Source organism: Mesorhizobium sp. YC-39 (genome assembly GCF_025753795.1).
Lineage (GTDB): Bacteria > Pseudomonadota > Alphaproteobacteria > Rhizobiales > Rhizobiaceae > Mesorhizobium.
Window position 1 is genome coordinate 1 of the sequence record NZ_JAOWPS010000006.1, and the last position, 19,715, is coordinate 19,715.

General features: G+C 63.6%; 22 protein-coding genes. 14 read left to right on the top strand and 8 right to left on the bottom strand.

From position 1 onward, the window contains the following. Positions 1-136: 136 nt before the first annotated feature. From OHD62_RS28880 to OHD62_RS28890, 3 genes are all read right to left on the bottom strand, one after another. Positions 137-523 carry a DUF488 domain-containing protein gene (locus OHD62_RS28880; RefSeq protein ID WP_263790213.1) on the bottom strand — a complete coding sequence of 129 codons (387 nt, stop codon included), beginning with the start codon at positions 521-523 and terminating at the stop codon, positions 137-139. Positions 524-548: 25 nt separating this feature from the next. After that, positions 549-1,805 carry an aminopeptidase gene (locus tag OHD62_RS28885; RefSeq protein WP_263790215.1) on the bottom strand — a complete coding sequence of 419 codons (1,257 nt, stop codon included), beginning with the start codon at positions 1,803-1,805 and terminating at the stop codon, positions 549-551. A 143-nt stretch (positions 1,806-1,948) separates the two neighbouring features. Beyond that, a complete protein-coding gene (locus OHD62_RS28890; RefSeq protein WP_263790218.1) occupies positions 1,949-2,863 on the bottom strand; it encodes a LysR substrate-binding domain-containing protein in 915 nt (304 codons plus the stop codon). Between the two features lie 95 nt (positions 2,864-2,958). Here OHD62_RS28890 and OHD62_RS28895 point away from each other — a divergent pair, with 95 nt between their 5' ends. The 3 genes from OHD62_RS28895 to sbmA all read left to right on the top strand — a co-directional run bounded on the left by OHD62_RS28895 (position 2,959) and on the right by sbmA (position 6,018). Further along, on the top strand, positions 2,959-3,168 hold the full coding sequence (locus tag OHD62_RS28895) for a hypothetical protein (protein WP_263790220.1): 210 nt from the start codon (positions 2,959-2,961) through the stop codon (positions 3,166-3,168). A 313-nt stretch (positions 3,169-3,481) separates the two neighbouring features. Continuing rightward, entirely contained in the window at positions 3,482-4,642 is a 1,161-nt protein-coding gene (locus tag OHD62_RS28900) for a YbfB/YjiJ family MFS transporter (RefSeq protein WP_263790221.1), read from the top strand. Between the two features lie 116 nt (positions 4,643-4,758). Next, positions 4,759-6,018: a peptide antibiotic transporter SbmA gene (gene sbmA / locus OHD62_RS28905; protein ID WP_263790223.1), complete on the top strand. Its 1,260-nt coding sequence runs from the start codon at positions 4,759-4,761 to the stop codon at positions 6,016-6,018. Between the two features lie 25 nt (positions 6,019-6,043). Here sbmA and OHD62_RS28910 read toward each other — a convergent pair whose 3' ends face one another. Further along, positions 6,044-7,066 carry a polysaccharide deacetylase family protein gene (locus tag OHD62_RS28910; RefSeq protein WP_263790224.1) on the bottom strand — a complete coding sequence of 341 codons (1,023 nt, stop codon included), beginning with the start codon at positions 7,064-7,066 and terminating at the stop codon, positions 6,044-6,046. A 202-nt stretch (positions 7,067-7,268) separates the two neighbouring features. Between OHD62_RS28910 and OHD62_RS28915 the strand changes: the two genes are divergently transcribed. The 9 genes from OHD62_RS28915 to OHD62_RS28955 all read left to right on the top strand — a co-directional run bounded on the left by OHD62_RS28915 (position 7,269) and on the right by OHD62_RS28955 (position 14,185). Continuing rightward, positions 7,269-7,934, top strand: coding sequence for a tetratricopeptide repeat protein (locus tag OHD62_RS28915; RefSeq protein ID WP_263790225.1), 666 nt, complete (start codon positions 7,269-7,271; stop codon positions 7,932-7,934). A gap of 6 nt (positions 7,935-7,940) precedes the next feature. Beyond that, on the top strand, positions 7,941-9,371 hold the full coding sequence (gene der / locus OHD62_RS28920) for a ribosome biogenesis GTPase Der (protein WP_263790227.1): 1,431 nt from the start codon (positions 7,941-7,943) through the stop codon (positions 9,369-9,371). Positions 9,372-9,395: 24 nt separating this feature from the next. Further along, positions 9,396-9,797, top strand: a complete 402-nt coding sequence (locus tag OHD62_RS28925; protein ID WP_263790229.1) for an MFS transporter — start codon at positions 9,396-9,398, stop codon at positions 9,795-9,797. Positions 9,798-10,054: 257 nt separating this feature from the next. Continuing rightward, positions 10,055-11,239: a cell wall hydrolase gene (locus tag OHD62_RS28930; protein ID WP_263790231.1), complete on the top strand. Its 1,185-nt coding sequence runs from the start codon at positions 10,055-10,057 to the stop codon at positions 11,237-11,239. A 231-nt stretch (positions 11,240-11,470) separates the two neighbouring features. Beyond that, positions 11,471-11,869: an AtpZ/AtpI family protein gene (locus OHD62_RS28935; RefSeq protein WP_263790233.1), complete on the top strand. Its 399-nt coding sequence runs from the start codon at positions 11,471-11,473 to the stop codon at positions 11,867-11,869. 71 nt (positions 11,870-11,940) lie between these two features. Continuing rightward, entirely contained in the window at positions 11,941-12,699 is a 759-nt protein-coding gene (locus OHD62_RS28940) for a F0F1 ATP synthase subunit A (protein WP_263790234.1), read from the top strand. Positions 12,700-12,781: 82 nt separating this feature from the next. Continuing rightward, a complete protein-coding gene (locus OHD62_RS28945; RefSeq protein ID WP_006330271.1) occupies positions 12,782-13,006 on the top strand; it encodes a F0F1 ATP synthase subunit C in 225 nt (74 codons plus the stop codon). Between the two features lie 77 nt (positions 13,007-13,083). After that, entirely contained in the window at positions 13,084-13,683 is a 600-nt protein-coding gene (locus OHD62_RS28950) for a F0F1 ATP synthase subunit B (protein ID WP_263790238.1), read from the top strand. A 10-nt stretch (positions 13,684-13,693) separates the two neighbouring features. Next, positions 13,694-14,185 carry a F0F1 ATP synthase subunit B gene (locus tag OHD62_RS28955; RefSeq protein ID WP_263790240.1) on the top strand — a complete coding sequence of 164 codons (492 nt, stop codon included), beginning with the start codon at positions 13,694-13,696 and terminating at the stop codon, positions 14,183-14,185. Positions 14,186-14,425: 240 nt separating this feature from the next. On the opposite strand, the gene OHD62_RS28960 is transcribed toward OHD62_RS28955, so the two are convergent. After that, positions 14,426-15,121: a ribonuclease HII gene (locus OHD62_RS28960; RefSeq protein WP_263790241.1), complete on the bottom strand. Its 696-nt coding sequence runs from the start codon at positions 15,119-15,121 to the stop codon at positions 14,426-14,428. A gap of 154 nt (positions 15,122-15,275) precedes the next feature. Beyond that, positions 15,276-16,430, bottom strand: a complete 1,155-nt coding sequence (locus OHD62_RS28965) for a PA0069 family radical SAM protein (RefSeq protein WP_263790682.1) — start codon at positions 16,428-16,430, stop codon at positions 15,276-15,278. Positions 16,431-16,580: 150 nt separating this feature from the next. Between OHD62_RS28965 and OHD62_RS28970 the strand changes: the two genes are divergently transcribed. After that, positions 16,581-17,084 carry a glycosyltransferase gene (locus OHD62_RS28970; protein WP_263790243.1) on the top strand — a complete coding sequence of 168 codons (504 nt, stop codon included), beginning with the start codon at positions 16,581-16,583 and terminating at the stop codon, positions 17,082-17,084. A 200-nt stretch (positions 17,085-17,284) separates the two neighbouring features. Further along, a complete protein-coding gene (locus OHD62_RS28975) occupies positions 17,285-18,259 on the top strand; it encodes a hypothetical protein (protein ID WP_263790685.1) in 975 nt (324 codons plus the stop codon). Between the two features lie 8 nt (positions 18,260-18,267). On the opposite strand, the gene moaB is transcribed toward OHD62_RS28975, so the two are convergent. Continuing rightward, positions 18,268-18,819, bottom strand: a complete 552-nt coding sequence (gene moaB / locus OHD62_RS28980; RefSeq protein ID WP_263790245.1) for a molybdenum cofactor biosynthesis protein B — start codon at positions 18,817-18,819, stop codon at positions 18,268-18,270. A gap of 1 nt (position 18,820) precedes the next feature. Further along, positions 18,821-19,696, bottom strand: a complete 876-nt coding sequence (locus OHD62_RS28985) for a 4-(cytidine 5'-diphospho)-2-C-methyl-D-erythritol kinase (RefSeq protein ID WP_263790247.1) — start codon at positions 19,694-19,696, stop codon at positions 18,821-18,823. Positions 19,697-19,715: the final 19 nt, after the last annotated feature.

Sequence of the window (19,715 nt, forward strand, 5' to 3'; positions counted from 1 at the left end):
ACAGAAAACCGTCAGACAGCCGCTCGCCTTTGCCCGCCTTGTGCGGCTCAACATCATGCACAGGCGCTCAATCGACGCCCTCAAGACCCCGCCGCCGCCCAAACATGACGACAGACAGACGATCTTCAGCCTATCTTCAGTTTAACCGGACAGCAGTGGGCTTGACCCGAGGATGACGAAGTAGGTATTCCGCCAGCGCCACCGCATTGTTGTGCGCCTCATCATGCGCGCCATAGAGTAGCGTCACCTTGCCGTCGCGAAGCAGGGTGCGCAGTTCCGCCAATGCCCCGCCATTCTCACCCAACTCGGCGCGATACCGCCTCTGGAACTCCGCCCAATGCTCAGGCTTGTGCCCGAACCATTTTCGCAACTCATCGCTCGGCGCCACATCCTTCAGCCATAGCGTCAGCGCGGCGTGCTCCTTGCTGACCCCGCGCGGCCATATCCGGTCGACCAGCACCCGCTGGCCATCGGCTTTTTCCGGCGCTGCATAGATGCGCTTGACTGCGATGTCGAAGGTCATTGCAACCTCCGCCTTGTCGGCTCCCCTAGGCCCATTCGCCCTTGCGCATGACCGGCACCCTTCTGCCGTCCTTGCCGAGCCCGTCTATGTCGATCTTGTCCGAGCCGATCATCCAGTCGATATGGATGAAACTCTTGTTACCGCCGCGTGCCGCGATCTCGTCCTGGCTGAGCGAGGCGCCGTCGACGAAGCACTTCGAATAGCACTGGCCGAGCGCGATGTGGCAGGCGGCGTTCTCGTCGAACAGCGTGTTGAAGAACAAAAGGCCGCTCGCCGAGATCGGCGAGGAATGCGGCACCAGCGCCACTTCGCCGAGCCGGCGTGAGCCCTCGTCGGTGTCGAGCACCTTCTTCAGCACGTCCTCGCCCTTCGAAGCCTTTGCCTCGACGATCCTGCCTTCCTCGAAGCGCACCGAGATCTCGTCGATCAGCGTGCCCTGGTAGGACAGCGGCTTGGTCGAGGAGACATGGCCCGAGACGCGCCGTGCATGCGGGGTGGTGAAGACTTCCTCGGTCGGAATGTTGGGGTTGCAGGTGATGCCGTTCTTGGCGGTCGAGGCGCCGCCCATCCATTCATGGCCGTCGGCCAGCCCGACGGTGAGATCAGTGCCTGGCCCGGTGAAATGCAGCGCATGGAAATTGTGGCCGTTCAGCCATTCGGTCCGGCTCTTCAATGCCGCATTGTGCGCCGTCCAGTTGCCGATCGGGTCCTCCACATCCACCCGCGACGCGGCGAAGATGGCGTCGGCGAGCTTCACCACCGCGACGTCGTCGGCGTCGCCTGGGAATACCTGTTTGGCCCAGGCGAGGTCGGGGTAGGCGACGATGTTCCAGTTGATATCGAAGCCGGTGATCTTCTCCAGCGCCGGCTGATAAGCCATCGAATTCGCCTTGTTGGCGCGCGCCACCTTGGCGGGGTCCTGCGCCGACAGCAGCGACGGATCCTCGCCGCGCACCGCAAGCCGCGCCGCATTGCCGGCGAAGGCCTTCGCCATGCCCTCATAGAGCCAGCCGGTGGCACGGTCGAAGCCGGCGTCCGCCCCGTAGCGGAAGCGCGCCAGCGTAATCTCGTCGTCGTTGAAGATCGGCGTCACCAGCCCGGCTCCGGCCTTATAGGCATGCTCGACGATCCGCCTGGTCAAGGGCAGGGCCGCGATCGATGAGGTCAGCACCAGATCCTGCCCCGGCTGCAGTTGCAGCCCGACCTTGATGGCGACCTCCGCCAGCCTGTCGAGCTTCACCGGGTCGATCGTTGCGGAAACGCCGCGCGAATGTGTGGTCATGGTCCTGCCTGCCGTGATGTGTGGGGTTCGTTATACATAGACCGGTGGGTTGGCGCTTTCCACCGTCATTGCGGTGGGCCACAGCGCCACGCGTCCATTTGGACGTGCGAAGGACGCGGTGGCATCTGGATTGTGCGCGAGCGTCAAGCCGCGCTGTCGAGCGCGCCGAACTGCGCCATCGTCGCCTCGATCTCTTCGCGGATCCAGGCCTTGAAATCGCGCACCTTGCGGCTCTCGCTCTTGCTGGCGGAGGTCACCAGCCAATAGCCCAGCCCGCTCTCAGCGCGCACGCCGAACGGCGCCACCAGCCGGCCGTCGGCGAGAGCGTCGGCGGTCAGCAATTGCCAGGCGAGCATCACACCATGACCGGCGATCGCCGATTCCAGACAGAGCATCGGGTCGGTGAAGCGCGCGCCCTTGAGAAAGGTCACGGGCTTCGCACCCGCCGCCTCGAACCAGCTTTCCCAGTTGATCATCGCCCGCTCGTCGGTGATCGCACAGGTCTGCGCCAGATCCTCGATCGATTTCAGTCTGGCTGCGATCGACGGCGCGCAGACCGGAAACACCTCCTGCGCCAGCAGCAGTTCCGCGCGGACGCCCGGCCATTTGCCGTCGCCCATCCGGATTCCGATGTCGATGTCGGAATGGTCTAGATCGGCGATCCGTCCCGAAGCGTCGATGCGCAGCAGCACGCTCGGATGGCGGGCGAAATGCCTGGACAGCCGTGGCAGCAGCCATTTCGAGGCAAAGGCCGGCGCCACCGAAACCACCAGCGTGCATTGGCTCGCCTCGTCAGCCAGCGCCACCGCCTGCGCAAGCTCGCGGAAACCCGCGCTGAGCCGCGCCGTGAAGACCGTGCCGAACTCGGTCGGCACGAGACCGCCTGGCGTGCGCTCGAACAGCGCCTGGCCGAGTTGTTTCTCGGTCCGCTTGATCTGCTGGCTGACGGCGCTGGAAGATACGTTAAGTTCGCCGGCTGCCGCGGCAAGCGACCCCAGGCGGGCGACAGTTTCCACGGCGCGCAAGCCGTTGAGATGGACGCGGTTCAGCATGGCCATGTAGTTTTTCTAAACCGTCATGGCCGAAATCTCAATTGAAACATGCAAGAAAATGGCAGATTTTAAGGAGGCTAGTCAGACCTGAGGAGGCGAAGATGGTGAAGATTTTATCATTGCTCAGGGGCCTTTTTGTCGCCGATACATGGCGAGGCCGGCGACATGAAAGCGAAATCGGCCGATGGGTGATCGATCCGCTGTCGCATCCCGTTCTGGACACCATGTCGGAGCGAGAGCTTGGCGACGTGCCGTTCCGGCTGACGGCGCGGCGCACTGCCTATGAGACGGCGCGGGCCGGCTGCGGCTGAATCCTTCGCACAGAGGATCGCTGCCGAGACGTCGGCGGGACAGCGCCCCCCTCTGTCCTGCCGGACATCTCCCCCACGAGGGGGGAGATTGGCGTCATCTCCGCTTTCGCCAATCTCCGAAGACGAAGAAGGAGAGCCGGCGCCGAAGCTGCCGATCTCCCCCTTCGTGGGGGAGATGTCCGGCAGGACAAAGGGCGCGCGAAGGATCGTCGACGCTCGTTCTGTATCTCAGCGGCGCTCGAATCCTAGCGAACCCTTCTGGCCCAACATAAGTGGATTGTTTGATAGGCCGGCGCACTTATTGTGCACCGCAATGAAAGCCGCTTCGCCATCCCCTTTACGCCTCGCCTTCGCCGGCATGGTCGCGCTTGCCGTCGCTATGGGCATCGGCCGCTTCGTCTATACGCCGATCCTGCCCGGCATGATGGAAGAACTCGGCCTGTCGCCGGCCGATGCCGGCTGGATCGCGTCGGCCAACTATCTCGGCTACCTCGTCGGCGCGCTTGCCGCCGCCGGTGGCTGGGCGCATGGGCGCGAGCGCATGCTGATGTTCTCCGGCCTTGCTGCCAGCACCGTGTTGGCCGCGCTGATGGGGCTGACCGACACCATGGCGGCCTTTCTCGTCATCCGTTTTCTTGGCGGTGTCGCCAGCGCCCTGGTCATGGTTTTCATGTCCAGCATCGTCTTTGGCCATCTTACCGCGGCCGACCGCAACGACCTGCAGGCGCTGCATTTCGGTGGCGTTGGCCTCGGTATCGCGGCCTCCTCGGCGCTGATGGCCGTTCTCGTCACCGGACATGCCGGCTGGGCGGCGGGCTGGCTGTGGTCGGCGGCGATTTGTGGCTGCGGCTTCGCTGTCGTGGCGTTGCTGGTGGGGCCTGCCTCGACCACCAACGGCGTTGCGGTTCGCGAACCGGCGCTGCCGAAGGACCGGTCGCTGGTGAAAATGATTGTCGCCTACGGCCTGTTCGGCTTCGGCTATGTGGTGACGGCGACGTTTCTCGTCGCCATCGTTCGCCAGGGCGGCGGCGGCCGCGTCTTCGAGGCGATCGTCTGGTTGGTCACCGGCCTTGCCGGAATTCCCTCGGTCTGGCTGTGGCAGAAGATCGCAGAACGGATCGGCCTCTATGCGGCCTGCCTTGCGGGTTGCCTCATTGAGGCGGTCGGCGTCACCGCCAGCGTGGCCATGGGCGGGCGCGCCGGGCCGCTGCTCGGCGGGTTTCTGCTTGGCGCCACGTTCATGGCCATGACCGCGCTCGGCCTGCAGGCCGTAAAGCTGCTCGCCCCGCAGGCGCCGCGCCGGACTTTCGCGCTGATGACGGCGTCCTTCGGCCTCGGACAGATCATCGGCCCGCTGGTCGCCGGTCTGCTGGCGCAAGCATCAGGCGGCTTTTTCCTGGCCTCGATCGTGGCCGCCGCTGTCCTGATCGTCTCCGGCGTGGTCGCCTGGTCGGCTGCGCCAAAATCGCCATGATTGTGGGTTTGCTCGGGGCCGGGCACTAGGCACGGGGCATTTTCTTTCCACCTAATGTGTGACCTTATGCCCGCTGTAGTCAGCTGATTTGCGCACCGACCGAGGATTTCGCCACAGTGTTCGTATCGTTTTTCCCGCAGCCGAAGTTGTTTTTCACCTCGGCCGCCGTCTGGAGCCTTGCCGCGATCTTGTTCTGGTTTTTCGGCGGAGAGCAGTTGGGTGCGCTAATCGGGCTTCCGCCCGCCGCTGCCGGCGCTCCACCAATCATCGGCATTGCCGTGCTCTGGTCGAAGCCGTTCCTGTGGTTCTACATCTATTTCGGGATCTGCGTGGCGATCTTTTACGCTTTCTGGGCCTGGTACTCGCCACATCCCTGGCAGAACTGGTCGATCCTGATGACCGCCGTCATCCTGTTCTTCATCTATTTCAACGTGCAGGTCAGCGTCGCAGTCAATGCCTGGTATGGCCCTTTCTTCGACTACGTGCAGGGGCTGATGTCGGGCACGACGAAGTCGACCGACGGTGAGTTCTATATCGGCTTGGCCGATTTTTCATGGCTGGCATTGGTCGGCATGAATGTGCAGGTGGTCAATGCCTTCATCGTCAGCCACTGGATCTTCCGCTGGCGCACGGCGATGAACAATTATTTCGTCGAGAACTGGAGCCGGCTTCGCCATATCGAAGGCGCCTCGCAGCGTATTCAGGAAGATACGATGCGTTTCTCGCAGATCATGGAAGATCTGGGCTCCAGCTTCGTCCAGTCGATCATGACATTGATTGCATTCCTTCCGGTCATGATCCAGTTGCAAGCCCATATCAGCGAATTGCCGATTGTCGGCGCCATCCCGCAGCCATTGGTGGTCGCAGCACTTGCCTGGTGTCTGTTCGGAACGATTTCGGTCATGATAGCCGGCATGAAATTGCCGGGACTGCAGTTCCGCAACCAGCGTGTGGAAGCCGCTTATCGCAAGGAACTCGTCTACGGCGAGGATCATGCCGACAGGGCCCAGCCTGCGACCACTGCCGAGCTGTTCGCCAATGTCCGCCACAACTATTTCAGGCTCTATTTCCACTACATCTATTTCAACGTCGTCCGTTACACCTATCTGCAGGCTGACAACATTTTCTCGCTGCTGATCCTCGGGCCTTCGCTTGTGGCACACAAGATCACCTTCGGCGCCCTGAACCAGATATCGAACGCCTTCGGCAAGGTGACAAGCTCGCTTCAGTTCCTGCTCACCTCGTGGTCGACCATCGTGGAACTACAGTCCGTGCATAAGCGACTGCGCGCCTTCGAGGCGACATTGCAGGGCGAGCCGCTGCCTGAAATCGACCAGCGCTATCTCGCCAGGCAGAGCGCCGAGGATCCGGCCTGATATCTAAGGAAAAAGCGTGGGCGGTTCAGCCGCCCACATTTGCCTGTCTCTCGCCGGCGCGTTGCCGCGAAACATAGTCGCGGAAACTGATGCACTCGACGTCGGCTTTGACGCAGACCTCGCCGGCGAAACGCTCCAACGCGTTCCAGTAGGCGCCGTCATTCATCAGCGTGAAGTGGAAGCCGAGCTCCAGCGGGATGCGGCCGCCCGCATATTGCTTGTCGAAGGCGCTGCGGAAGGCCTGATAGGTCCGCTCCGCGAACTCGCCCCCCTTGCTTGGCCGCTCGAAACCGCCGGAATGCCTGACATAGAGATTGTAGTCCATGGCGATAACAGGCCTTGATTTCGGGCCTTCCGGAATCTGCGGCAGCGAAAAATGCGTGATGCCGTTACTGGTCGGCGCCCGGACCGGGCCTTTTGAGACGCCGCTCGCGTCGAACTGGAAGCCGGCCTTGGGCAACGCCTCGTAGAGCGCCTTGTTCGTCGACAGATAGGGCGCGCGAAAGCCGATAACCGAATGCCGCGCGAAATCGCGCCAGCCCTTGGGTTCGGGCGCAATGCCGTTGATCGAATAGGCGTTTTCCAGAATGTGCTCGAACGAGCCGAACTCGGCGAGCCAGTCGGCCTTGTTCCAGTCCTTGCCGTCGAAATGGCCACAGCCATGGCTGCCGATATCGTGGCCTTCCGCGGCAGCCAGCCGGATCTGTTCAAGCCGGTCGGCTACGTCCTGTTTCGAGGCGGCAAAGCCGATATTGGATTTGCCGGCGCTCTTGCCGGGCGCCGTGTACTCCGCGCGCGTCTGCGGCGAGAGCAGGAAGACGCAGGAGAGAAAATAGGTGAAATGGGCGCCGGTGCGCTGCGCCAGCGCGCGGCTGCGCTTCCACTGCGAAATGTCGCGGGCGCTGTCGAACGAGATGATGACGACCTGCTTCGGCTTTGTCGGCGGAGGCGCCGCGGGCGGATCGGCGAAAGCCGTGCCGGCTGCGGCAAGCGAGGCCAGAGAAAGCGAGGCAAGAGAAAACGCAACAACGCGGGACAAACGAGGCATCGGCATCCGGTCTGGCACAGGAACGGTTAAGGTCGGCTATCGGCGAAATGTGGCGCGGGTACGGTCGGCTTTGCCGTCGCACGTTGGGTCGCCTGCCTGGCGCTCAGCCGATTTTCCTGGGGAACCCCTTCCATGCCGGCGAAATTTCGCTAAAACGCGGGCTCATGAAGCGCTCCGCTTTGGGGCAGCAATGGTTTGATTGATGTCCGACGACAGTTTTATCCGCGAAGTCAACGAAGAGATTCGTCGCGAACAGGCGCAGGTGCTGTGGGATCGTTTCGGTCCAGCCCTGCTTGTGCTCGCGGTGCTGGTGGTGCTCGGCACCGCCGCCGTCGTCGGCTACCGCTATTGGGACGAGACCCGCGCCAACCGTTCGGGCGACGCTTTCTCGCAAGCGCTGAAGCTTGCCAATGACGGCAAGAGCGATGAGGCTCTGGCCGCGCTCGATTCGCTGGAAAAGGACGGCTACGGCGCCTACCCGCTGCTCGCCCGCATGCGTGCGGCGACCGTCAAGGCCGACAAGGGCGACGTCGACGCTGCCGTCAAGGACTTCGACGACGTTGCCGCCGACACCGACATTCCATCGGGCCTTCGCGACATGGCGCGCCTCAGGGCAGCGCTGTTGCTGGTCGACCACGGCTCCTTTGCCGATGTCTCCAGCCGCGTCGAGGCGCTCACCGCCGACACCAATACGCTGCGCCACACCGCGCGCGAGGCGCTTGGCCTTGCTGCCTGGAAGGAAGGCAAGGCACAGGATGCTCTGAAACTGTTCGACCAGATCGCCGCGGATGACGGCGCCCCGCGCAACACGCGCGAACGGGCGACGCTGATGTCCGAGTTGATCCGCGGGTCGGGCAGCGCGTCGTGATCTTGGATGTCGTTCAAAGTCGCCATCATCGGCCGGCCTAACGTCGGCAAATCGACCCTTTTCAATCGGCTGGTGGGAAGGAAGCTGGCGCTTGTCGACGACACGCCGGGCGTCACCCGTGATCGCCGTGTCCATGCGGCAAAACTCTACGATCTGCATTTCGACGTCATCGACACCGCCGGTTTCGAGGACGCCGGTGCCTCGACGCTGCCCGGCCGCATGCGCGTCCAGACCGAGATCGCCATCCACGAGGCCGACCTGATCTTCTTCACCGTCGATGCCAAGTCCGGCCTGCTGCCCGACGACCGGACCTTTGCCGAGATCGTCCGGAAATCTGGCAAGCCGGTGGTGCTGGTTGCCAACAAGGCAGAGGCAAAGGGCGCGCAAGGCGGCATGCTGGAAGCCTGGGAGCTTGGGCTCGGCGAACCGATCCCGGTCTCGGCCGAGCACGGCCAGGGCCTGCCGGACCTGCGCGACGCGGTGATCGCGGCGCTTGGCGAGGCACGCGCCTTCGGCGAGGACGAGGACGGCGAAGACGAGGAGATCGCCGCCAGCGAGGTGCTGATCGGCGAGGACATCGCCGATCCCGACGCCGAACCGGCCTATGACGACACCAAGCCGATGCGCATTGCCGTCGTCGGCCGTCCGAACGCCGGCAAGTCGACGCTTATCAATGCGCTGATCGGCGAGGAGCGGCTTTTGACCGGGCCGGAAGCCGGTATCACCCGCGATTCCATCTCCGTCGACTGGGACTGGCGCGGCCGGCGGGTGAAACTGTTCGACACCGCCGGCATGCGCCGCAAGGCCAGGATACACGAAAAGCTGGAAGTGATGTCGGTGCAGGACGGCTTGCGCGCCATCCGTTTCGCCGAGATCGTCATCATCGTGCTCGACGCCACCATTCCCTTCGAGAAACAGGATCTGCAAATCGCCGACCTGATCATCCGCGAGGGCCGCGCCCCAGTGATCGCCTTCAACAAATGGGACCTGATCGACCGCCCCCAGGAGTTGCTGGCGGAGTTGCGCGAGAAGACGGAGCGGCTGCTGCCGCAGGCGCGCGGCATCCAGGCGGTGCCGGTCTCGGCCGAGACCGGGCGCGGCCTCGACAAATTGATGGATGCCGTCATCAGGACGCACAAGGTCTGGAACAGTCGCGTCTCGACCGGCAAGCTCAACCGCTGGCTGGAAGGCATATTGGCGCATCATCCGCCGCCCGCCGTCGCCGGCCGCCGCCTGAAGGTCAAATACGTCACCCAGGCCAAGACGCGGCCGCCGGGCTTCGTTGTCCAATGCTCGCGGCCCGACGCGATGCCGCAATCCTATGTCCGCTATCTCTCGAACAGCCTGCGCGAGGCCTTCGACATGCCCGGCGTGCCGATCCGCATCGCCTTGCGCACCTCGGACAATCCGTTCGCCGGCAGGGCCAAGAAGCGCTAGCGGCAGCGCTCCGGCGCCATGGTCATGCGCGTCTGGAGCGGGCGCTTCACCGATCGCCACGGCAACCGCCTGTTTCTCCGGTTATGCAGCGCGCTTAGCGCGCTTGCCTTTGTGCTGCTTTGGCTGCTGGTTCTGCTCGCCTCCGGGCAACCGGCGCTGATGTGGGCGCTTCCGATCGCGCTGGTCTTTGCTGGCATCTGCGTTTCGGCCTGGCACGGCGTCGCCTATACAGAGCTTGCCACGCTTGCTGGTGCCGGACATGTCGGAACCGCACTCAGCCTTGCCAACAGCTGCGTTTTCGTCGGCTTTTTCCTGGTGCCGGCAGCCATTCCGGGTCTGGTGGTTCTCTGGTCGTGGTCGGGTGTATGGCTGGCGGCGGCCGTCTGCGCATTGATCGCCTGGCCGGTTTTTCTTCGGCCGAGCTGAATTTCCGGCCTGGTTGGGCGGCGCAAAGACGTCTCGTTTCGGATCAACATTAAAAAAACACGATCGACCCCGTTAACGCCCCATCAAGGTTAATGCATCATTGTTCCTCTCCAGTGGGGTCCGTGGCGTTTCTGGAGAGTTCCGTGCATCGACGTGTTGTGAAGCGGCTGGTCGCCGCCGCCGGTGAGAAAAGACGTTCACTCCTATCTCCGTCCATTGTTGGTCTGTGCATTCGGGTCGGCTTTCCCCGGAGTTCTGTGCATCGACGTGTCTTGAAGCGGCTTCTCGCCGCCGCCGGCGAGAAGAAGCGTTCCTTCCTGTCTCCTCTGGTCATTGGGCTTGGCATCTGGGTTGGTTTTCCCAATGTCATTGCTTACCAGGACATGACGAGCCTGGTTTCCGGCCTCGAAGCGCCGAACGCCCGCTGGAACGCCTTTGTCGAAAAATCCGTCGCCGGTTCGGTTCATGCCGCCGAGATGCCTTTTCTTGATTCCGACACCACCGGTTCGATCTCGGGTTCAGGCGTCCGCTTGCCCGGCATTGGGGCTGTGTCGTTTCGCGGCAAGGGCAGCGCAGCCAGCACGACACCCGACGAGGATCGCGTCATGCGTGCCGACAAGAAGGGCCGCATCATCCAGGTCTCGCCAGTGGCGCCGCCGAAGCACTTCAATGCCGGCTCGATCTTCGAGCGCACCTCCTCGCTGCTTCGCCCGAGCATGGACAGCGGCCTGAAGATGGCCTTCGCCAAGCCCGAGATCAAAGGCAAGGAGATCGAGATCGCCGCCGCATTCCACACGCGCGTCGACAAGAAGCCCGATCCCGCCATGCCGGCCATGCTTGCGGCGCTGGTCAACAACGATCACCCCGATGTGCTGGCGACCGCCTATGCATCGGCCGCACCAGACTATGCGCAGGCCTCGCCCTTCGAGGCCTTGCTGCAGGACGAGAAGCCGAACAATGGTCGCTTCATTCCGCCGATGACCAAGGGCGACCATTCCTGGATGCAGAACCCGTTGCCGGCGAGTGTCTTCTCCAAGCCGGAGCAGACATGCCTTGCCAACGGCATCTATTTCGAGGCGCGCGGCGAGAGCGTGCGCGGCCAGGCCGCCGTCGCCCAGGTCATCCTCAACCGCGTCCGCAATCCCGCCTATCCGAATTCGATCTGCGGTGTCGTCTACCAGAACGACAAATGGTTCAATCGTTGCCAGTTCTCCTTCGCTTGCGACGGCAGGAAGAAGCGCATCGAGAGCCCCGCCAACTACAAGATCGCCCAGGACGTCGCCATGGCGGTCACCGCCGGCAAGATCTTCATCCCGGAAGTGGGATCGTCGACCCATTACTACGCCAATTATGTCAATCCGGGCTGGGCGCGGGCGATGAAAAGAATGACGAAGATCGGCCTGCATATCTTCTACCGCACCTATGGCGGCGGCTGGAGCTGAGCGCCCTGGGCGCGGCCAATCGAAGGGCCATCGCCGGAGGGATTCGGCCGTCGCGCGCCAGAGACAATGTCGGGCACGATGTCGCACCTTGACAAGCCATTGATTTAAATACGAAAAATACTTCAGGCCGAAGTTCTGCCCGTGGCTTGACGGAGACAGACCCTCTAACTATGTTGCCGGCGACTTTACAAGCGGACGGACGGCGACGGTCTGACCGGGCAGGGGGGTTCGATGGCCGACAAGAATGGGCCACACGGAACCGGAGAAACCGGCCGCGGCAAGCAGCATGAAGCCGACATCCGCGACGACGATCTTGAGCGCCGCCGGCGCGACCTTGAAGCATCGCTAGCGTCAAGGCGGCCGGACCGGCTCGAGGGGAAAGACGACGCGAAAGCGGGCAGTGCGGCCGGATACGGCCAGGCACTCAAACTGTCCAGCGAGTTCATCGCCGGGATAGTGGTGGGTGCGGCTCTCGGCTGGTTTGTCGATCGCCTGGCGGGAATGTCGCCATGGGGTCTGATAGTCGGCCTGCTGCTCGGCTTCGGCGCCGGCGTGCTCAACGTCCTGCGTTCCGCGGGGCTGGTGGCGCAATTCGGACAGGGCGAGAAACCGCGCGATCCGAAAGAATGAATGAAGGCGCCGCTGGCCGGCGCGATGAACGGGACAGTAAAGTCGCGCGCGGCTGTGATGGGGATTATTAAGTGGCTGCTGACAAGGTCGATCCGATCCACCAGTTCCATATCGTCAAGCTGATTCCGATCAACATCGGCGGCTATGATTTGTCCTTCACCAATTCGGCGCTCTTCATGGTCGCCACCGTTGCCGTTGCATCGGCGTTCCTCTACCTCACGACGTCGAGCCGCAGCCTTATTCCCACCCGTCTTCAGTCGATCTCCGAAATGGCCTACGAATTCGTCGGCAACATGCTGAGGGATGCGGCCGGAACGCAAGGCATGAAGTTCTTCCCCTTCGTGTTTTCGCTGTTCATGTTCGTGCTCGTCGCCAATCTGCTTGGCCTTTTCCCGTATTTCTTCACCGTCACCAGCCACATCATCGTCACCTTCGGTCTCGCCGCGCTGGTGATCGGAACCGTCGTCGTCTATGGCTTCATGAAGCACGGCCTGGGTTTCCTGAAGCTGTTCGTGCCGCATGGCGTTCCCGTCTACCTTTTGCCACTGGTAGTGCTAATCGAGGTGATTTCCTTCGTATCGCGTCCGGTTAGCCTCTCGGTTCGTCTGTTCGCCAACATGCTGGCCGGCCACATCACGCTGAAGGTGTTCTCCGGCTTTGTCGTCAGCCTGAGCGCGCTGGGCGCGGTCGGCGTCGCCGGCTCGGTCCTGCCCTTGGCGATGGCGGTGGCGCTGACGGCACTGGAGTTGCTGGTCGCCTTCCTGCAGGCCTACGTCTTTGCCGTGCTGACCTGCATGTATCTGAACGACGCCCTGCATCCCGGGCACTGATCAAGAGTTTCCGGCCCAAGCGTTTCGACATTGCCGCCGGATGGAATTGCAACGGAATTTTAGATCCAAAGGAGTTGAACACATGGAAGCAGAAGCAGCAAAGTACATCGGCGCCGGCATCGCGTGCCTCGGCATGGGTGGCGCGGGCATTGGCCTCGGCAACATCTTCGGCAGCTATCTGTCGGGCGCGCTGCGCAACCCGTCGGCTGCGGATGGCCAGTTCGGCCGCCTGATTTTCGGCTTCGCCGTGACCGAAGCTCTGGGCATCTTCTCCCTTCTCATCGCGCTTCTGGCCCTGTTCGGCTGAGCCCATGTTCGGCTAACATTGGGAATTGGACGGGCCGGCTGCAAGCCTGCGGCAGGCCTGATATCAGGGGATAGTCCATGTTCGTGACATCTGCGTTTGCAGAAGAGGCCGCGCCCGCCGTCGAAGGTGGCCATACCGGGACGGAAGGCGATACGCATTCCAGCACCGGCGTGCCCGCCGAGGCGCACGGCGTGTTCCCGCCATTCGATCCGGCGACTTTCCCGTCGCAGCTTCTGTGGTTGGCGATCACTTTCGGGCTGTTCTACCTGTTCCTGAAGAAGGTGGTGATGCCGCGCGTCGGTGGCATCATCGATGTGCGCAATGACCGGATCACACAGGATCTCGATCATGCTGCCAGGCTGAAGGGCGAGGCCGACGCCGCGGTTGCCGCCTATGAGCAGGAACTGGCGGAAGCCAAGACCAGGGCCAACGCGATCGGCCAGCAGGCCAACGACGCCGCCAAGGCGGAGGCCGAGACCGCCCGCAAGAAGATCGAGGCAGCGCTCGACCAGAAGCTTGGCGAAGCGGAAGCCCGCATTTCTTCCATCAAGGCCAATGCCATGAAGGAAGTCGGCACGATCGCCGAGGATACTGCTTCGGCAATCGTCGAGGCGCTGGTCGGCGGCAAGGCCAGCAAGGCCGAGATCGCGGCCGCGGTCAAATCCGTGGCCCGGTGAGGAGCGCATCATGGACGCCACATCTCTCGCAACGCTTTGGGCCACGGTTGCCCTGGTCATTTTCCTGGCCATTGCCATCTACATCAAGGTACCGGGCCTGATCGCCAAGGCGCTCGATGCTCGCGCCGCCAAGATCAGCGCCGAGCTTGAGGATGCGCGCCGGCTGCGCGAGGAGGCCCAGCAACTGCTTGGCCAATACCAGAAGAAGCGCAAGGAAGCCGAGCAGGAGGCCGCCGACATCGTCGCCGCCGCCAAGCGCGAGGCCGACATGCTTGCCGCCGAGGCGCACAAGAAGACCGAGGATTATGTCATCAGGCGCACCGCGCTTGCCGAGCAGAAGATCGGTCAGGCCGAGCGTGAGGCGATCGGCGAAGTGCGCGCCAGCGCCGTTGACATTGCTGTCGAGGCTGCCCGCACCTTGCTTGCCGCCAAGACGGACGCCAAGGCTGGTGCGGACCTGTTCAAGGCTGCGCTGCAGGACGTGAAGGCAAAGTTGAACTGAGTGGCTTCCAGGGCCGCTAATATGAAGCCGCCCGGGCAACTTGGCGGCTTTTTTGTTATGGCGCGGATAATCTCCCCCTTGAGGGGGAGATGTCGCCAAAGGCGACAGAGGGGGTCGGGCCGACCGGGCGCGACGCCTTTTGCGGCGAAAAACGAAGCCGGCGCTTCACGCGAGGCTACCCCTCTGGCCTGCCGGCCATCTCCCCCTCAAGGGGGGAGATTACGCGCCTAGCCGCTTTCGCTACTCCAGGCCCGCTAAGCCCTCTTCCTCCACCACTTCCGTCCCGCCAAGCCGGAACGGGGCGAAGGATACGCGGTGCAGCCGCGCCACCGGCCCATGCGCCTCGATGGCCGTGCGGTGACGGACTGTCGCATAGCCCATATGGACCTCGAAACCGTAATGCGCGTGATGGCTGCCGCAGCCGCACATCATGCGGTCGCGCATCACCTTGGCGACGATCGAGGCGGCGGCGATCGACTGCGAGCGCTGGTCGCCCTTGATCAGCGCGCGTCCGGCGCAGGGCAGGCCAGGCGGCACGTCGCGGCCGTCGGCGAGCGCCAGTTTCGGCTGCACCGGCAGGCCGACCAGGGCGCGGCGCATCGCCTCTAAGCTGGCCTTGAGGATATTGCTGTCATCGATGCCCTCGGCGCTGACCGAGGCCATCGATACGCCAAAGGCGGAACCAAGGATTCTCGAGAACAGCGCCTCGCGCTGCAAATGGCTAAGGCGCTTGGAATCGTCGAGACCGTCGGGAATGTTGGCGGGATCGAGCACCACCGCCGCCGCCACGACCGGCCCGGCGAGCGGCCCCCTGCCGGCCTCGTCCATCCCCGCCACCGGCCACAGGCCTTCGGCCATCGCCTTCGTCTCGAAGGAGAAGTCGGGTCTCTCGACGATTTCAAAGAGAAGCGGAGAATCGGAACGCTGGCGAGCCATGGTGCGGCGAGGTTCGCATCAGCTCCGATTCTCCGCAAGCCCCTCCGGGCCGGTGGGGCACCGGACCCGGAGGGCACCGTCTACAAGCCCGGGGACAGGACAGGCCGGACGGAATTTTTTCGCGTGCCGCCGGTACCGGCGGCACATCACGTCTTCAAAGCAGCATCAACTGCTCGGTTGCCTTGGCGGCCGCGACGAACCGGTCGGTCCTGAGCGACCGCCGCTCGGCATTGAGGCCAAGCCGCTTGGCGGCGATTTCGAAGCGCCGGCCGATCTGCCAGGCATAGGGACCGGAGCCTTTCATGCGCTTGCCCCATTCCGAATCGTAATCCTTGCCGTCGCGCATCGAGCGGATCAGCGACATGACGTGACGATAGCGGTCGGGATAGTGGCGCAGCAGCCAGTCCTTGAAGATCGGCGCGACCTCCAGCGGCAAGCGCAGCAGGACATAGCCGGCCTCGCGCGCGCCGGCTGCGTAGGCCGAATCGAGGATACGTTCCATCTCCTGGTCGGTCAGGCCAGGCACGATCGGCGCGACCATGACCGAGGCGGGAATGCCGGCATCCGAAAGCTGACGGATCGCCTCCAGCCGCTTGGTTGGCGTCGACGCGCGGGGTTCCATGGTGCGCGCCAGCATGCGGTCGAGAGTCGTCACCGACAGCGCCACCTTGGCCAGTCCGCGTTCGGCCATGCGCGCCAGAATGTCGATGTCGCGCGTCACCAGCGCCGATTTGGTGACGATGCCGACCGGATGGCCGCGCGCCTCCAGCACTTCCAGGATCTCGCGCATGATCCGGTACTGCTTCTCGATCGGCTGGTAGGGATCGGTGTTGGTGCCGATGGCGATGGTGCGCGGCTGGTAGCCGTCCCTGGACAATTCCTTGTCGAGCATCCGCGCTGCATCCGGCTTGGCGAACAGCTTCGATTCGAAATCCAGCCCCGGCGACAGGCCCATGAAGGCGTGCGTCGGCCTGGCGAAGCAGTAGACGCAGCCATGCTCGCAGCCGCGATAGGGGTTGATGGAACGGTCGAAGGAAATATCGGGCGACTCGTTTCGGGTGATGATGGTGCGCGGCCTCTCGACCTGTACCTCGGTCTTGAAGGGCGGCAGTTCCTCCAGCGAATTCCAGCCGTCGTCGAAGACATGCCGGCTGACCGGCTCGAAGCGGCCGGACGGATTGATGCCGGCGGAGCGGCCGCGATTGCGGTCGGGACGCACGCGCATGCCGCTCTGTTCGATCATCGCATTGGCCATCTCGGCTCTTCCGGCTCCGAAGGCTGCAATGTCCGCACGCACGATCTGTTCCATTTTCGCCCTCTCCCAGGGACTGTCGGCCGGCTGTCGAATCGCTCTGTTCATGAAATTATTCCTATTTCACCAAATAGAACAAATCAAGAACTTTTTATGGTGCGACGCGAAAACTGGCGCTCCGTCCGGCTTTCCGCTATTCGGCTAGGAATGCTCAGCGTTCTCATCGAAACCCTGAATGACGAAGAGGGCCTTGCCCGCACGCTCGCCTCGCTGATCGGCGGCGCGGTCGAGGGGGTGGTGCGCGATGTCATCGTCTGCGACAACGGTTCGACCGACCAGACGCATCGGGTCGCAGAGCATGCCGGCTGCCACTATGTGGCGGGCGGCGTTGCCACCGGCATCCGGCAGGCCAAGGGAGATTGGTTGCTGCTGCTGGAGCCCGGCGCACGGCTGGCGGAAGGCTGGATCGACGATGTCGCCGTCCACACGGCCAGGCAAACCATGCCGGCGCGGTTCTCGCGGGCGCGTGCCAGCCGCACGCCGTTTCTGTCACGGGTCTTTTCGGGAAACCGGGCGCTGGCCGAAGGGCTGGTGATCAGCAAGCGTCAGGCTGCTGCCTTATCCAAGAACGCCCGCAGCGCCGAAGCCATTGCGCGCGGCCTGGCGACCAAGCGGCTCCACGCCGAGATCTGGGTCGCGCCGGCGAAGTGAGGTCTTCCCGTATGGTAGGCGGGGGGAGGCCGCGTCCTTCGCTGAAATAAATTTTTTGCAAAGGTCGTCGTTTATTGTGCATTGCACAAAATTTGACCTGGGGTTACCATTCCTTCGATGCGGGCGGATTGGGTTTGGGTAATGCCGGAGCGGTGAGCGACCGACACTTCGTCGACGCCGCCTTCACAGCCGAGGAGCCGATGACCCTTTCAAGCCCTGACAAATCCGGCGCCGCCAGCCTCGAGGCGATTGCCCGAAACGGCAGCCTGTTGCGCCGCATCGCCGTGCGGATTCCGACCTATCTGACGGACCTTCGCGAGAACCCGGCCTGGCTGCCGATGTTCATGCTGGCGCGCACCATGCCGGCGCGGCGGCTGCATTGGCGGGGCGCAAAACCGGTTCGGCCGGCACAAAAAGCCCAGGAAACGATGTTCACCGGCGTCGATCGCGAGGCGGTGGTCGATGCGCTCCGCTCCGACGGCCTCTTTTCCGGGCTCGTCCTGCCGTCGTCGATCCACGAAGAGATCGCTAGCTTTGCGCAGCGCACGCCGTGCTTCGGCAACTTCGACCGCCGGCTGGAATTCCTGCCGGCCAAACATGCCGAGGCCGAGAAGCATTTCGGCCGTCCATTGCTCAGCGGGCATTTTTTCGAACGGATCCTCGACTGCAATGCCGCGCTCGCCGTCCAGCGTGATCCGCTGCTCCTCGACATCGCCGCCCACTATCTCGGCGGCCAGGCCAAGCTGATCACGACGCGTGTCTGGTGGAGCTTTCCGACGGGCGGGGTATCCGACGCCGAGAAAAACCTCGCGTCGCTCGGCAAATACCACTTCGACCTCGACGACTGGCGCATGCTGAAATTCTTCTTCTACCTTGTGCCGGTCGACGATGGCACTGGTCCGCATGTTTATGTCAGGGGCAGCCATAACCGCCGCATCGTCAAGCATCAGATGACGCTTCTCGTCGGCCATCCGGCTGAGGAGGTTCTGAACGTCTACGGCGTGCAAAGCCCGATCACGCTGACCGGCGAGGCCGGTCTCGGCTTTGTCGAGGATCCCTTCGGTTTCCACATGGGCACCGTGCCGACGCGCGCGCCGCGGCTGATGATGGAAGTGGGCTTCGGCGTCTCGCCACCGTCGCGCCGGCGCTTCCACGGCGAGCCGGTCATTCGCTGATCGCGCTCCTATCCGGGCTTGCCCCGCCTGAGATGCTCGTCCAGCCGTGGCATGATCTCGACGAAATTGCAGGGCATGTGCCGGTAGTCGAGCTGTGGCTTCAGGATACCGTCCCAGGCGTCCTTGCAGGCGCCGGGCGAACCCGGCAGCACGAAGACGAAGGTGGCGTTGACGACGCCGCCGGTCGCCCGGCTCTGGATCGTCGAAGTGCCGATCTTGTCGTAGGAGATGCGGTGGAACACTTCGGAAAACCCGTCCATGCGTTTTTCGAAGATCAGCTCCAGCGCTTCAGGCGTCACGTCGCGGCCGGTGAAGCCGGTGCCGCCGGTGGTGATGACGACATCGACCGCTTCGTCCCTGGACCAGCCAAGCACCTTGTCGCGGATCTTTTCCCGGTCGTCGGTGACGATGTCGCGGGCGGCAAGGATGTGGCCGGCTTCAGTGATACGGTCGGCCAGTGTCTGGCCTGATTTGTCGTCGGCGAGGCTGCGCGTATCGGAAACCGTCAGCACCGCGATGCGCACGGGGATGAAGGGGCGGCTCTCGTCAATCCTGGCCATGTCAGTCGGCCTCCAGGCTGCGTGTCGCCGCGACGAACCAGTCAGGCTGGCGGCCGCGGATTTCGGCGGCGGCGCGCTTGGCGACATTGCCGGTCTCGAATAGCCCGAAACAGGTCGCGCCGGAACCGGACATCCGGGCGAACCCGGCGCCGGCCTTGTTCAGCACGGAAAGCGCCTTACCGATAGCCGGCTGGATGGCGCGCGCCGCCGGTTCGAGATCGTTGCGGGTGATCTCCAGCCAGTTGCGGACGCTGTGGAAATCGAACGTACGCGGCAGCGGCGGCAGCCCATCATTGTCACGGCGCGAAAGTGCTGCGAATATCTCGGCCGTGGAGACAGCCGTGCCCGGATTGACCAGCACCAGTCCCAAGGCCGGAAAATTCGGCACGAGCGACAACTCGTCGCCGACGCCGCGCGCGATCAGCGGCTTTGCCGCCAGACACATCGGAATGTCGGCGCCAAGCGAAAGGCCAATCCGCGCCAGGTCGGTATCGCCAATGTCGAGCTCCCAGCTCTGCACGAGCCCGCGCAACACGGCCGCGGCATCACTTGAGCCGCCGCCGACGCCGGACGCGACCGGCAGGTTCTTTTCCAACCGAATGACAACCGGCGGCGCATGCAGGAGACCAGCCTCCTGCCGCAAGGCGTCGCGCGCTTTCACCACCAGATTGCTGTCGTCGAGCGGGACGGCGGACGCGTATTTGCCGGAGACGGAAAACCCGTCGCTGTCGGCACGCTCGATTTCGACCCTGTCGCCGAAGCGCGTGAAGACGGCGAGGCTCTCGATCAGGTGATAGCCATCCGGCCGCTTGCCGGTGACGTGCAGCGCAAGGTTGATCTTGGCATGCGCGTGCCACGTCCGCAGGTCGGAATTCACGGTCTCGGCGACGAGGGAG